This is a genomic window from Spirillospora sp. NPDC047279 (assembly GCF_040643285.1).
GTDB lineage: Bacteria > Actinomycetota > Actinomycetes > Streptosporangiales > Streptosporangiaceae > Spirillospora.
In genome coordinates this window covers 140,420-154,641 of the sequence record NZ_JBEYUA010000014.1, presented here as the reverse complement: position 1 = coordinate 154,641, position 14,222 = coordinate 140,420, and the positions used below count along the sequence as shown (strand labels likewise).

Genomic DNA, 14,222 nt, shown 5'->3' with positions numbered 1-14,222 from the left:
CCCGGGCCGGCTCAGAGCTTGCAGGCGGGGTCGGGCTGCTGGAACGCCTCGTTCGCCGGAATGGTCGTGAGGATCTTCTCGTAGTCCCAGGGCTCCTTGACCTCGCTCTGCGGCTTCACCTGCGCGAGGTTGACGTCGTGCAGGAGCAGGTGGTCCTGGGCGCGGACGGTGGCGTTCTTGGCGAAGACGTCCTGGAACTTCAGGCCCTCGAGCTGCTTCACCACGTCGTCGGACTTGTCGGTGCCGCCGCGCTGCACGGCGTCCAGGTACTGGAGGGCCGCGGAGTAGTTGGCGGCGTGCGCGAACGTGGGCCGCTTGCCGGTCTTGGCCTGGAACTTGTCGGCCCAGGCGCGGTTCTCGGCGTTGGCGTTCCAGTACCAGGGGTCGGTGAACTTGGTGCCGGCGAGCGCGTCCGCGCCCAGCGAGTGGATGTCGGTGAGGAACATCAGCCCGACCGCCAGCCCGATGCCCTGGTCTCGGATCTTGTACTCGTTGTACTGCTTGACGAAGTTGACCAGGTCGCCGCCCGCCTGCATGGTGCCGAGCACCTGCGGCTTGGGCTTGAGGTTCGGCGCCTTGAGCAGGAACGTGGAGAAGTTGTCGTTCGGGAACGGCGCCGGGTCGCTCTTGACGATCGTGCCGCCCGCGCCCTTCACCGCGGTGGTGAAGCTCTTGTTCATGTCCTGGCCGAACGCGTAGTCGGGGTAGACCACGTACCAGTTCTTGCCGCCCTCCCTGGTCACCGTGGTACCGGTGCCGTGCGCCAGCATGTAGGTGTTGTAGCCGTAGTGGAAGGTGTACTTGTTGCAGTTGGCGCCGGTCAGCGCGGTGGTCGCCGCGCCGATGTCGATGAACACCTTCTTCTTGGCCTTGGCGATGTTGGCGACGGCCAGGGCGGCCGACGACGTCGGGACGTCCAGGATCGTGTCGGCCTTCTGCCGGTCGTAGAGCTCCTGCGCCTTGGAGTTGGCGATGTCGGGCTTGTTCTGGTGGTCGGCCGAGATCACGTCGATCTTCTCGGCGACGGCCTTGTCGCCGTACTTGGCCTGGTAGTCGGCGACGGCCATCTTGACCGCCTCGATGCTGTTCTTGCCGGACAGGTCGGCGTAGATGGCCGACTGGTCGTTGAGGACGGCGAGGACGACCTTGCCGTCACTGATCTTGCCGCCGCCCCCGCCCGGCCCGCCGCCGCAGCCCGCCGCCAGCATGCCCGCAGCGGCGACGGCCGCCGCGCATCCGAGACCCTTCATCGTTCTGACTCCTAAGTCCTAAATTCCGAGGTGTTCGAGGAGCTCGCCCTCGCGGGCCTTCATCTCGTCGTTGTCGAGGGACAGGGCGACGCGGCCTTCGGCGAGCAGGTAGTGGCGGTCGGCGACGGTCGCGGCGAAGTGCACGTTCTGCTCGATGAGCAGGACGGTCACGCCCTGCGCCTTGACCTCGCGGAGGATGGCGCCGATCTGCTTGACGATCAGCGGGGACAGGCCCTCGGTGGGCTCGTCGCAGAGCAGCAGCCGGGCGCCCATGCGCAGCACCCGGGCGAGCGCGAGCATCTGCTGCTCGCCGCCGGAGAGCTTGGTGCCGGGGAACCCGCGCCGCTCCTTGAGCTTGGGGAACGTCTCGTAGACACGTTCCAGCGGCCACGGGTCGGGGCCGACCTTCGGCGGCAGCGTGAGGTTCTCCTCGACGCTGAGCGTGGCGTAGACACCGCGGTCGTCGGGCACGTACCCGAGCCCGCGCCGGGCGCGCCGGTGCGCGGCGAGCCGGGTGACGTCGTCGCCGGTGAACGAGACGCGGCCCTCCGCGCGCCCGTACGAGCCGTGCAGGCCCATCACGGTGCGCAGCAGCGTGGTCTTGCCGGCGCCGTTGCGGCCGACCAGCGTGACGATCTCTCCCTCGCGGACCTCCAGGTCCACGTTCCGCAGGGCCTGCGCCTCGCCGTACCAGGCCGACAGGCCCTCAACGCGCAACATCGGGATCTCCCAGGTAGGCGGTGACGACGCGCGGGTCGTCGCGGATCTCGTCGTAGGGGCCCTCGACCAGCACCCGCCCGTTCTGCAGCACCGTCACCCGGTCGGCGAGCCGCGCGACGACGCTCATGTTGTGCTCGACCATGACGACGGTGCGGCCTTCGCGGACGCGCCGGACGAGATCGACGGTGCGGTCGATGTCCTCGACGCCCATGCCCGCCGTGGGCTCGTCGAGCAGGAGCACCTTGGGGTCGAGGGCGAGCGCGAGCGCCAGCTCCAGGGCGCGCTTGCGCCCGTACGCGAGCGTCCCCGCCGGGATGTCTGCGTGGTCGGTGAGGCCGACCTCGTCCAGCAGTTCGGCGGCGCGCTCGGAGAACCGGTCGAGCGTGCGGTCCGAACGCCAGAACCGCCAGGTGAGGCCGGTGCCGCCGGCCAGCGCGAGCTGGAGGTGCTCGCGCGGCGTGAGCTGGGCGAACAGGCTCGTGATCTGGAACGAGCGGGCCACGCCGTGCCGGGCCACCTGCTCGGGGCGGCGGCCGGTGAGGTCGTGTTCCCCCAGCCGGATCCGTCCCTCGGTCGGTTTGAGGAACCCGGTGAGCAGGTTGAACAGCGTGGTCTTGCCCGCCCCGTTCGGGCCGACCAGCGCGTGCACGGTGCCGCCCGCCACGGAGAGGTCGACTCCGTCCACGGCGCGGAACCCCCGGAACTCCTTGACCAGGCCCTGCGCACACAGAACAGGACCGTCCATGCGGCCTCCTCGGGATAGCGGGGTGCCCGGAGCCAGGCCCCGGGTGGTGTGACGCAGGACACTAAATCGACATTCCGGACCGTTCCATGTGGCCCGTCCACACATTCACGAGCGCACATGAGGATGTGACCCACACCACACCCAGCTCAGCGCCCTTTGTGGCGCCTTCCAACATCCGGAAGCCGCGAATTGTGGTGGACCACCACGTGGCCCGGGTCACAGGCGCTCCCCACCATGAGGCCACCACTCCCCCACCCTGTGAGGAGCCGCCATGACCCCGCCCCGACGATCAGCAGGCGCCCTAGCGGCAGCCCTCGCGGCGGGCGCCGCCTTGCTGAGCGCCCTCCCGGCCCAGGCGTCCGCGACGAACTGCGCCCCGGTCGCGGTCCCGGGCGCGGGGAGGCAGATCACCGCCTGCCTGGACGACCTGACGACCGCCGGAACGGTGGCGTCCGGCCACACCATCCCCGCCGACTGGGCCGGCCTGCACCCCGCCGGCGCCCGCAACCCCACGGGCGTTCCCGGCACCCAGATCGACGGCTACTTCCCCGACACCTCGACGTTCAACACCGCGCACGGCTGGAACCACGACGCGCAGTTCGTGATCCGCCTCCCTTCGCGCTGGAACGGAGGCCTCGTGGTGGCCGGCTCGCCCGGTGTCCGCGGCCAGTACGCGAACGACTTCACGATCTCCGACTGGGCGCTCGCCAAGGGGTACGCCTACGCCGCCACCGACAAGGGCAACGTCGGCGCCACGTTCTACCGCGACGGCCGGCGGCCCGGCGACGCGATCGCCGAATGGAACACCCGCGTCACGCAGCTCACCCGCGCCGCCAGGAAGACCCTCGCCCTCCACTACGGACACCAGCCCCGCCGCACCTACGCCGCAGGGGTCTCCAACGGCGGCTACCTCGTGCGCTGGCAGCTCGAACGCCACCCCGAGCTCTACGACGGCGGCGTCGACTGGGAGGGCACGCTGTGGCGGGCCGACGGCCCCAACCTGCTGACGTTCCTGCCGCCCGCCCTCCGCGGTCACCAGGCCGGCGATCCCTCAGCCGTCCAGGCCGCGGGCTTCCCCGCCGCCACCTCGTTCCTCTGGGACTTCCACCACGACGTCTACTGGGACCTCACCCAGCGCATCTACCGCGAGGAGCTCGACCCCGCCTTCGACGGCGCCACCGAGGCGGGCACCCCGTTCTGCGCCTCGGGCACCCCCGCCTGCGACGCCGACTACGACTACGTCACCCGCCCCCGCGCCGTCCGCGAGGCCGTCCAGAAGATCTCCCTCACCGGCCGCATCGACCGCCCCCTCCTCACCCTCCACGGAACGCTCGACACCCTCCTGCCCATCACCCACGACTCCGACGTCTACGCCCGCATGATCCGCCAGAACCACCGCACCCCCCTCCACCGCTACTACCGGATCGAGGGCGGCAACCACGTGGACGGCCTCTACGCCACGTACCCCGACAAGATCCGCCCGATCCTCCCCTGCTTCCGCACCGCCTTCACCGCCCTGGAGTCCTGGACCACCACCGGCAAGACCCCACCACCCTCCGCAACCCTCCCCCAAACCCCCACACAAGACCCAGCCAACACCTGCCCCCTAACGCGCTGAAGCCCCGCCACCGCTGCCCTGACATGATGAACGCCGCAATCACGCCCAGTTTCTGAGAGGCCGGCGGGTATGGCGACGTTCGTGCTGGTGCATGGAGGTGGCGACGTCGGCTGGTACTGGCATCTGGTGGAGGCTGAGCTGCGGGCGCGGGGGCACCGGACGGCCGCGCCGGACCTGCCGTGCGACGACGACACCGCGAGCCTGGACGACTACGCGGCCGCCGTGGCCGACGCGGCCGCCGGGCGGGGCGACCTGGTGATCGTGGGCCACTCGTACGGCGCGTTCACCGCGACCCTGGCGGCCCACCGGCTCCGGGCACGGCTGCTCGTCCTGGTCGCCGGAATGATCCCGGCGCCCGGCGAGACCCCCGGCGACTGGTGGAGCAACACCGGCTACCGGCAGGCCGCCGAGGAGCAGGCCAAGCTGGACGGCGGCAAGACCGGCCACGACGACCCGCTCATCAGCTTCTACAACGGAGTGCCGCTCCCTCTGGCCGAGGAGGCCCTGCGAAGGAGCCGCGGAGAATCCTCGGCCGTCTGGAACACGCCCTGGCCACTCGACGCCTGGCCGGACGTGCCCACGAGATTCGTCCTCTGCCAGGACGACCGGTCCTTCCCCGCCGCCTTCATGCGTCAGGTCGCGCAGCAGCGCCTGAACACCGTCGCCGACGAAGTCCCCGGCTGCCATTGCGTGGCGCTCAGCCACCCCAGGGAACTGAGCGACCTCCTGGCGAGCTACCTCGACGAACCACCCCGTTCGCGCGGCCGGGCGATCTTCGATGGACTGTCCCCCGGATGACGGAGAGGCCTGCGTGAACGAGTTCGTGCGGGCGGCGGACGCGGCGCGGGCCGGGTCACGGTGGGAGCTGGTCCTGCGGAGTGGAGGGCCGTTCGGTTAGGGTGCCGGGGTGAAGGTGTGCTGGTCGGGGTTGTGCAGGTAGTTGAGGTACGTGCTGGGCACCTGGCCGCGGAGGAGGCGCAGGAGGAAGCCCGTCGCCGTGCCCTCGTGGAATTCCCAGTGGTCGCCCCGGGCGGTTTCGACGGCGATCTGCCATGAGGCGGGGTCGGTGCCGGGCCTGGCGGCCCAGTGGAGATAGGGGCCCAGGTCGGAGTAGGCCCACAGGATGGGGCGTACGCCGGGTTCGTTGAATGCCTCGGGTCTGGAGCGGAACTCGGGAGGGCTATGGGTCTCCGCTTCCCAGATGGTCTCCAGTCCGCTTGTGCGCTCCTGGTGGATCAGCACCTGGTCGTAGTCCTCGTCGGTCGCGTACGGCTGTAGCAGGTTCGTGTAATCGCCGATCACGCCCGGACCGATGGCGTCGACCAATTCCCGGAAATCACCGGGGACGCTCGCCCCGAGGGTCTGGCCCGCGGTCTCCCAGTCGGCCGGCGCACCTCGGTACGGCTCGGCCCCCAGGATGTCGCGGAGATCGTCGAGATCGCTCATCGCCTGCCTCTCGCCGGTCGTCGATCGTCACGAAGCCGATCACGCTACCGACGGGACCCTGCGTTCCGGTTGTCGTCGGGTTGTTCCAGCGTTGGTGACCCCGGCCGTGGGGCCTGGGCCCCACGGCTGTGACCAGTTGTGGCCGCGAGGTCACTGAGGGGGCATGGGCGGGGTGAAAAGCCCGAAGCGGTTGCCCGCCGGGTCGACGACGTAGGCGAAGCGCAGACCGGAGGGCGTGCTGTCGATCGGCTTGACGACCTTGCCGCCCAGGCGTTCGGTACGGGCACAGATCGCGGCCACGTCCTCGACGAGGACCATGAAGAGCGCCTGGTTGTCGTCGCCCTCGTAGTGGGCGTTGCCCCCGGCGTGGGCGAGCCCGCCCTGCGCCTTGCCGCCGCCGGGGTAGCTGATCAGGTCGTATCCATCCTTGTCGGGATCGATGTCGAACTGCCAGCCGAACAGTTCGCCGTAGAAACGGCGGGCGTCCTCCGGGGCCTCGGCACCGACCTGGAACCACGCCACGGTGTTGAAGGTGGGAACTGTCATGGTCTCCTCCGCAACGAATCGACCTGCTGCTTTCACGACCCACCTTCCAGGGCCGTGGCGACAACCCCCTGTCGGTGTTTCTGTCAACGTCTCCCGCCCATGCGAACGGGCACCCCGGCGCTGGCAGATATGAACAAACCTCAAAAAGGCCATTGACCACCACATGCGCCTCGGCAACGCTGACCTCACTCTGAGGAGAAGTACGCGCGCGCCCCCGCTCGGCCAGCTACTCCTCGTTCCCCCCAAGTGCCATGGAGGCGCGATGAGGCGCAAAGTCACCTCATTCATCGCCGCGTTGACCCTGGGAGCCGGAATGGTGGCGGCCGTACCCGCCGCCACGGCCGCGCCCGCGGGTCCGACGCGTGCCAACGACCGGATCGAGGTGTTCACCGGCCAGCTCACGGCCGACCACGTCAAGAGGTTGCGCGAGTCCGGGCTCGACCACGAGGACGTGGCCCTGGGCAAGGCGTCCGGCGGGAAGATCTCCGTCGAGGCCGTGATGAGCCGCGCCAAGGGCGAGGCGCTGATCGCCAAGGGCGTGCCGCTGAAGCTCAAGACCGTGGACGGCAAGACCGCGAGCCAGCAGGCCAGGACGCTCGCCGCGCAGGGCAACGTGTTCCGCCCGTACTCCGGCGCCGGCAACATCCGCGAGGAGATCGTCAAGGCCGCCAAGGACCACCCGAACATCGCCAAGGCCTTCGACCTGGGCACCTCGGTCAAGGGCAAGCCGATCACGGCGGTGCGGGTCACCAAGGGCGCGCGGAGCCAGCCGTTCAAGAGCGACCGGCCCGCGGTGGTGTACCAGGCCACGCAGCACGCGCGTGAGTGGATCACTCCGGAGAACGTGCGCCGCCAGTTGCACCACTTCCTGGACAACTACGGGAAGAACGCCGAGATCACCAAGATCATCGACACCACCGACCTGTGGTTCGTCCCGGTGGTCAACGTCGACGGCTACGACCAGACGTTCAACCCCGACTACCGGTTGTGGCGCAAGAACCTGCGCGACAACGACGGCGACGGGCAGCTCACCAACCTCGACGGCGTCGACCCCAACCGCAACTTCCCGTACCACTGGGGCTACGACGACGAAGGCTCGTCCCCGTACCCCGAGAGCGAGACGTACCGCGGCAAGAGCCCCGGCTCCGAGCCCGAGACCAAGGTCCAGGACGCGTTCATCAAGCGGCTGCGGCCGAAGTACATCATCAACTACCACTCGGCGGCCGAGCTCCTGCTCTACGGCGTCGGCTGGCAGACGCAGACGCCCAGCCCGGACGACCACGTCTGGGAGGCGCTGCTCGGTGACGACGCGCACCCTGCGGTGCCCGGCTACGACCCCGACCTGGGCGCCGAGCTGTACACCACCAACGGCGAGTACGACGGCCACATGACCGAGACGCACGGCGCGCTCACCACCACGCCGGAGATGTCCACCTGCCAGACGGTCAGCGCCATCGACCCGGACGACCAGTGGGACCCGAACGACTGCGCCAGCGTCTTCAACTTCCCGGACGACGAGAAGCTCATCGCCCAGGAGTTCCAGAAGAACCTGCCGCTGGCCATCGCGACCGCCAAGTCCGCGCACACCCCCGACAAGCCGGTCTCGGTCATCGGCCGCACCACGCCCGACCTGGTCGTGGACGCGTTCGACACCTCCTACGGCAAGGACCAGCCGGTCGCCGTCGTGGCGCGCCGCTCGCTCAGCGGCCTGGAGCTGAACTACCGGATCAACAGCGGCCGCACCCGCACCGCCGGCGTCCGCGAGTGGAAGGGCGGCGAACGGTACGGCGACGAGGGCCGCGACTACTACGGGGAGTACCGCGGCACCGTCCGCAACACCAGACCCGGTGACAAGGTGGAGGTCTGGTTCGAGGCGCGCAACAAGAAGGCGCCCGTCGCCAGCTCGCACTTCACCTACACCGTGGCGCCGCAGATCGGCGGCAACGTGCTCGTCCTGTCGGGCGAGGACGTCACCGGGGCCAGCCCGGCCCAGGGCGTCACCGAGGCCAAGTACGCCTCGCGGTACGTCGCCTCGCTGAAGAAGGCCGGCTACAAGCCGGACGTGTACGACACCGACAAGCAGGGCCGCAAGGCCCCGCACCACCTCGGCGTCCTCAGCCACTACAAGGCCGTCGTCTGGGAGACCGGCGACGACATCATCACCCGGCAGGCCGGGCAGCCCGGCGGCACCGCCGCCAAGCTCGCGCTCGACACCGAGCTGAACGTGCGCGACTACCTCAACGAGGGCGGCAAGCTGCTGTACGCGGGCAAGTTCGCCGGGTACGCCTCCAACGCCAACGGCGCGTACTTCTACCAGCCGAACGCGCCCACGTCGCCCGAGTGCGCCAACCCGCAGGACCTCACCTGCCTGCCGCTGCTGAACGACTTCCCGCAGTACTACCTGGGCGCCTACGTCTACATCGACGGCGGCGGCCAGGACGCCGACGGGAACCTGTTCCCGCTCAAGGGGACGGCGGGCACGTTCAACGGGCTCGCCGCGGCCCTCAACACCGGGGACTCGGCGAACAACCAGGATCACACCGGGGCGTTCGTGTCGACGTCCAGCTTCCTGCCGAAGAACAAGTTCCCGCAGTTCGCCAGCGAGGCGCCGGTGAAGTGGCAGCGGCCGGGCGCCAACCCGTTCGGGCCGCACTCCGGCTCCTGGTACGCCTACAGCCAGCGCGGCGACTACTCCTACAAGCGGCTGACCAAGACCATCGACCTGACCGGGAAGACCAGCGGCAAGCTGGACTTCTGGACCTCGTTCGAGACCGAGGCGAACTGGGACTTCCTGTTCGTCGAGGCCCACACCGAGGGTCAGGACGACTGGACGACGTTGCCGGACGCCAACGGCAACACCTCGCAGGAGACCGGCTCCAGCTGCGCGTCGGGCTGGCGGACCATCCACCCGTTCACCCAGCACTACCAGGGCGCGGACTGCTCGCCCACGGGCACGACGGGCGCGTGGCACGCCGCCTCGGGCAACTCGGGCGGCTGGAAGAACTGGTCGGTCGACCTGACGGCGTACGCCGGCAAGAAGGTCGAGCTCTCCGTCTCCTACGTCAGCGACTGGGGCACCCAGGGCGCCGGCGTGCTGCTGGACGACGCGACGGTGACGACCAGCGCCGGAACGGACTCGCAGACCTCCTTCGAGACCGACTTCGGCGGCTGGGCGACGGCGGCGCCGCCGGAGGGCTCCGGCCTGATCAGCGCCACCTGGACCAGGTCGGACCAGGCGCTCGACGAGGGCGCCGTGATCACGACCAGGGACACCGTCTACGCCGGGTTCGGCGCGGAGGGCCTCGACACGGCCGCCCGCGACGACTTCATCAGGAGGGCGATGCGCCACCTGCTGAGGTGATCTGAGAACGGCCGGAGCGGCCCGCCCAGGGGATCCCCCGGGCGGGCCGCTTCGCGTTCAGACGAACTCCAGCGCGCGGATCGCCATGTTGGGCGGCTCGTCGGTGAGGTCTTCGAGGCGGCGTTCGGGCGCGGTCTCCTCCAGCAGCACCGCGCGGCGCACGCGGTCGATGCGGAAGATGCGGGCGTCGCCGCGCAGCCGGCACCAGCCGACGAGATACCAGGTGCGGGTGCCGCCGGTGAACACGACCGGCTCGACGTCGCGTTCGGTCTCGGTGCCGTCCTTGTCGGAGTAGGTCAGCCTGACCACGCGCCGTGCCGCCATCGCCTCCTCCAGCACGGCCGGGACCGAGGCGGGCTCGTCGGCCTCCAGCGGCGCGAAGAGCCGGATGCGCCCGGCGAGCTCGCGCGCCGACTCGCTGTCGGCGGCCGACATCGCCGCGACGATCTTTTGCAGGGCGGTCCGGGCGGAGCGGGAGAACGGCGAACCCTCGGCGCGGCCCAGGGTGATCGCGACCGCGACCGCCTCGGCCGGGGTGAAGTTGAGCGGCGGCAGCGTGCGGCTCTTGTCGAGCGTGTAGCCGCCCGCCCGGCCCACGTCGGCGTAGATCGGCACGCCGCCCTGCTGGAGCGCGGCGATGTCGCGCTCGATCGTGCGCACGCTGACCTCGAACCGCGCCGCGAGCGCACGCGCGCTGACGCGGCGCGGGGCACAGGCCCGCAGATGCTCCACCAGGGCGTAGAGGCGGTCGGTCCGGTTCACCCCGTGACAGTACGCCGCGGGTACGACATTCCCGGCGTGGAACCCATCGCGCTAGTTTCGACGTCTGAGTCGCGGATCTTGATGAAGGGGGTCGGCCGGTGCCGCCACGGGGCTCGACAAAAGCGGTCATGGCCGTCGCCACGGCATTAGTCGTCCTGATCATGTTCGTCGCGGTGGTCCGGTGCGCCCCGGACTCCTCGCGTTCCGCGCCGCCGTTGTGGACGCTCGAGGCGCGCGCGGTGGCCGGGTCGGAGAAGGACGTCTCGCCGGCGAGCTGGGCATCGGGACCGGTGCTGGCGATCACGCGGGCGCGGGACGTGACCGGCTACGACGCGGCGACCGGCAAGGTGCGGTGGAGGCTCCCCCTGGCCGGCCGGGTGTGCGGGGCGTCCGCGTTCCCCTCGAAGGGGCGCGTCGCGGTGCAGTTCGGGCCGGACGCCCGCTGGGACTGCGGCCGGATCGCACTGGTCGACCTGGCCTCCGGCACCAAGGTCTGGGAAGCGCCGATCACCTCGGCCGCGCCCGTGTGGAGGGGCCAGGTGGTCATGAGCGGCGACACCGTGGTGGTGCGCTGGGGCAAGGGCGTGACCGCGCTCGGCCTGAACGACGGGAAGCAGCGGTGGAACGCTCCCGCGAGCCGCTCCGAGTGCGGCGCGCAGTCGCTGGCGGGCGGTTCCGTGCTGGTGGCCGCCTACGCGTGCTCCTCCAGAGCCTCCGCCACGGGGAGCGCGACCTGGCACGTGCGCGAGCTCGACCCGGCCACCGGACGTCCCCGCTGGAGCTACGCGGTGCCCGCGGGGCATGAGGTCTCGGCGTTGCCGTCCACCGGTCCCGTCATCGTCCTGCTGCGGCCCGAGAAGCGCCCCGCCGACTCAAGGCGTCTGGTGACGCTCACGTCGACGGGGACCGTGCGCGCCGACATCCCCCTCGCCGACCGGTCCGCGATCAGGTGCGACGCCTACGACCCTTCGAACTGCGAGGGCATCGTGGTGGACGGAGAGACGATCTACACGCGGCCGGGCACCGGCGCGCGCAAGGACGTGCCGCCGATCGTCGCGCTGAGCATGGACGGCGGCCGGGCCCGGTGGAGCACCGAGAACCCCGACGGCAACCGCCTGATACCGGTCGCGATGGAGGACGGCGGGCAGCGGCTGATCGCCGTCCAGCCGGGGCGGCGGCTCAACCGTTCCCCGCGGCAGCCGCCGCAGCTGGTCGCCGTGGACGTCGCGAGCGGCCGGACCACCGTCCTGTGGGGGCTCGACAAGAGCATCGACACCAACATGCGGCTGATCACCCAAGCCGGCCGGCACTACGCCCAGGGACGCTTCTTCCTGGTGAAGACCTCGGCCCTCAGGAACGACGACGAGACCGTCGTCAGCGCCCACGGCCCGTGAGCCGGCGTCCGGCGCGTCCGAGACGACGACGCATCCAGAACGCGGATCCAGAACGTGGACGCATCCAGCGAACATGCCTGAGAAGAAGGAGCCATACGTGTCCCTGCGGGTCTTAAGGGGAGGCACCGTGACGGCGGCCGGGCTCCTGCTCACGTCCGTCCTCGTCGGGTGCGGCTCGGACTCCCCGGGCGGCGGCGACGTTCCGCTGCTGTGGCGGCTCGACGGGCGCGCGCTGGCCGGGGCCGAGAAGCAGGCCCGCACCGCGAGCTGGCTGTCCGGGCCGACGCTGGCGGTGACGCGGGCGCGGGACGTGACCGGCTACGACGCCGCCACCGGCAAGGCGCGGTGGACGGTCGCCCTGCCGGGCAGGGTGTGCGAGGCGTCCGCGCTCGCGTCCAAGGGGCGCGTGGCGGTGCAGTTCGGGCCTGACGGGAGGGAGCGGTGCGGCCGGATCGCGGTGGTCGACCTGACCTCCGGCACCAAGGTCTGGGAGAGGCCGATCTCCTCGGCCGCGGCCGTGCCCAAGGGCCAGGTGGTCATCGGCGGCGACGCCGTGGTGGTGCGCACGCGGCTGGGAACGGCGGCGTACGCCCTCGGCGACGGCAGGCCGCGGTGGACCGCCCCGTCGCCCCGCCGGCGGTGCGGCATCGAGGCGCTGGCCGGTGGTCACGTGCTGGTGGCCTCCTACGAGTGCGGCCGGAAGGCCGGCGGGCCCCGGCACGTGCGCGGGCTCGACCCGGCCACCGGACGTCCCCGCTGGAGCTACGCCGTGCCCGCGGGCCAGGAGGTCGCGGGACTCCCCTCGGCCGCTCCCGCCGTCGTCGCGCTGCGCCCGGTGGACACCAGCGCCGCCACGCGCCTGGTCGCGCTGTCGGCGGCCGGAGCGCCCACCGCCGACGTCCCCGTCACCAGCCGGCACACGATCAACTGCGAGGTCTCCGACCCGTCCCGCTGCGACGGCATCGTGGTGCACGGCGACACCGTCTACACCCGCCCGAAGGCGGCCGCTCCCAACGACGCCTCCCCGGTCGTCGCGCTCGACGTGAACGGCGGGCGGGTCCGGTGGAGCACCGGCGTTCACCATCGCGGCGAGCTGATCCCGCTGGGGATGGACGACACCGGGCAGCGGCTGATCGCCGCCCAGCCGAGGGTGATCGCCGCCCGCCGAGGGTCGCAGCCGCCGCGCGTGGCGGCCGTGGACGTCGCCACCGGCCGGGTCACCACGCTGTGGCCGCTGGCCGGGAAGGACGACAGGGAGAAGGTCGGCCCGAAGCTGAGCGACTGGACCGACCGGCACTTCGCCCGGGGACGCTTCGTCCTGGTGAACACGCCGTACGTCGAGGCCGACGGCGAGGTGGCGGTCAGGGCGTACGGCGAGGGATCCCCGTGACGGAGGGATCTGGGGTCAGGAGGTCACAGTGAACGGAAGAACGCGATCAGGGCCTCGTTGACCTCCTTCGCGCGTTCCTGCTGGGTCCAGTGGCCGCACCCGGGCAGCATGATCGTCTCGCGCAGGCCGGGAACGAAGTCGCGCATGCGGGTGATCGCCTCGGACGCCCCCGGGGTGGTCACCACCGGGTCCCGGTCGCCGGCGATGTAGAGGGCGGGCGGGGTGACCGGCGCGCGGTGCCAGGCGGCGGAGAGCTCCCAGTTGCGGTCCAGGTTGCGGTACCAGTTGAGGGGCCCGCGGAATCCCGAGTCCTCGTACTCGCGGACGAACACCTCGACGTCCTCGGGGGTCAGCCAGTCCGGGTACTCCCCCGCTCCCGAGCCGATGTCCAGGATCCCGCCGTCCTCCGGCACGACCGGCGCGCCGGTGGGCGCGTCGCCGCCGATCCCGGTCAGCAGGCCCCGGAACGCACCGGCCCGGTCGCGGTCGAACTCGGCCTCGGGCACGTCCGGCTGCTGGAAGTAGACCATGTAGTAGTTCTCACCGAACAACCGGCGCATGGAGGCGACCGGCGGCTTGGACGCGCGCGGCCGGTGCGGCACCGAGAGGGCGGCGACGCCGCGCACGAGGTCGGGGCGCAGCTGGGCGGTGGCCCACGCCACCGGCGCGCCCCAGTCGTGGCCGACGACGAACGCCCGCTCCTCGCCCAGCGGCGCGAGGAGCCCGACGGCGTCGCCCACCAGGTGCAGCATCGAGTACTGGTCGACGGCCTCCGGGCCGCCGGTGCGGGCGTAGCCGCGCTGGTCGGGGGCGACCGCGTGGAAGCCCGCCTCGGCCAGGGCCGTCAGCTGGTGCCGCCACGAGTACCAGCACTCGGGGAAACCGTGCAGCAGGAGGACCAGCGGCCCCTCCCCCGCCTCCGCGACGTGCATCCGCAGACCGCTCTGGGATTCGACGAACCGGTGCGTGATCTCAGTCATGCGGCCGACC

General features: G+C 71.0%; 12 protein-coding genes. 5 read left to right on the top strand and 7 right to left on the bottom strand.

What is annotated here, in order from left to right; genetic code table 11:
* Positions 1-11 precede the first annotated feature (11 nt).
* Genes ABZ810_RS32360 through ABZ810_RS32350 form a run of 3 tightly spaced genes read right to left on the bottom strand, consistent with a single transcriptional unit; the run spans position 12 to position 2,715 of the window.
* Entirely contained in the window at positions 12-1,250 is a 1,239-nt protein-coding gene (locus tag ABZ810_RS32360) for an ABC transporter substrate-binding protein (protein ID WP_358409753.1), read from the bottom strand.
* Positions 1,251-1,268: 18 nt separating this feature from the next.
* Complete coding sequence (locus tag ABZ810_RS32355; RefSeq protein ID WP_358409752.1) at positions 1,269-1,970, bottom strand: ABC transporter ATP-binding protein; 702 nt, start codon at positions 1,968-1,970, stop codon at positions 1,269-1,271.
* A complete protein-coding gene (locus ABZ810_RS32350) occupies positions 1,957-2,715 on the bottom strand; it encodes an ABC transporter ATP-binding protein (protein WP_358409751.1) in 759 nt (252 codons plus the stop codon). The genes ABZ810_RS32355 and ABZ810_RS32350 overlap by 14 nt, the downstream gene beginning before the upstream one ends.
* A gap of 271 nt (positions 2,716-2,986) precedes the next feature.
* On the opposite strand from ABZ810_RS32350, the gene ABZ810_RS32345 reads away from it, so the two are divergent.
* Entirely contained in the window at positions 2,987-4,333 is a 1,347-nt protein-coding gene (locus tag ABZ810_RS32345; protein ID WP_358409750.1) for a tannase/feruloyl esterase family alpha/beta hydrolase, read from the top strand.
* A gap of 69 nt (positions 4,334-4,402) precedes the next feature.
* Positions 4,403-5,131, top strand: a complete 729-nt coding sequence (locus tag ABZ810_RS32340) for an alpha/beta hydrolase (protein ID WP_358409748.1) — start codon at positions 4,403-4,405, stop codon at positions 5,129-5,131.
* A 96-nt stretch (positions 5,132-5,227) separates the two neighbouring features.
* Here the strand turns inward: ABZ810_RS32340 and ABZ810_RS32335 are convergent, their stop codons facing one another.
* Both ABZ810_RS32335 and ABZ810_RS32330 read right to left on the bottom strand, forming a co-directional pair.
* Positions 5,228-5,779, bottom strand: coding sequence for a hypothetical protein (locus tag ABZ810_RS32335; RefSeq protein ID WP_358409746.1), 552 nt, complete (start codon positions 5,777-5,779; stop codon positions 5,228-5,230).
* A 150-nt stretch (positions 5,780-5,929) separates the two neighbouring features.
* Positions 5,930-6,325: a VOC family protein gene (locus ABZ810_RS32330; RefSeq protein ID WP_358409745.1), complete on the bottom strand. Its 396-nt coding sequence runs from the start codon at positions 6,323-6,325 to the stop codon at positions 5,930-5,932.
* 262 nt (positions 6,326-6,587) lie between these two features.
* Between ABZ810_RS32330 and ABZ810_RS32325 the strand changes: the two genes are divergently transcribed.
* Entirely contained in the window at positions 6,588-9,686 is a 3,099-nt protein-coding gene (locus ABZ810_RS32325; RefSeq protein ID WP_358409743.1) for a M14 family zinc carboxypeptidase, read from the top strand.
* Between the two features lie 57 nt (positions 9,687-9,743).
* Here ABZ810_RS32325 and ABZ810_RS32320 read toward each other — a convergent pair whose 3' ends face one another.
* Complete coding sequence (locus ABZ810_RS32320) at positions 9,744-10,448, bottom strand: YafY family protein (RefSeq protein WP_358409742.1); 705 nt, start codon at positions 10,446-10,448, stop codon at positions 9,744-9,746.
* A 128-nt stretch (positions 10,449-10,576) separates the two neighbouring features.
* Here ABZ810_RS32320 and ABZ810_RS32315 point away from each other — a divergent pair, with 128 nt between their 5' ends.
* Complete coding sequence (locus ABZ810_RS32315) at positions 10,577-11,842, top strand: PQQ-binding-like beta-propeller repeat protein (RefSeq protein WP_358409740.1); 1,266 nt, start codon at positions 10,577-10,579, stop codon at positions 11,840-11,842.
* Positions 11,843-11,939: 97 nt separating this feature from the next.
* Complete coding sequence (locus tag ABZ810_RS32310; protein WP_358409738.1) at positions 11,940-13,232, top strand: PQQ-binding-like beta-propeller repeat protein; 1,293 nt, start codon at positions 11,940-11,942, stop codon at positions 13,230-13,232.
* Between the two features lie 23 nt (positions 13,233-13,255).
* On the opposite strand, the gene ABZ810_RS32305 is transcribed toward ABZ810_RS32310, so the two are convergent.
* On the bottom strand, positions 13,256-14,212 hold the full coding sequence (locus tag ABZ810_RS32305) for an alpha/beta hydrolase (RefSeq protein WP_358409736.1): 957 nt from the start codon (positions 14,210-14,212) through the stop codon (positions 13,256-13,258).
* Positions 14,213-14,222 lie beyond the last annotated feature (10 nt).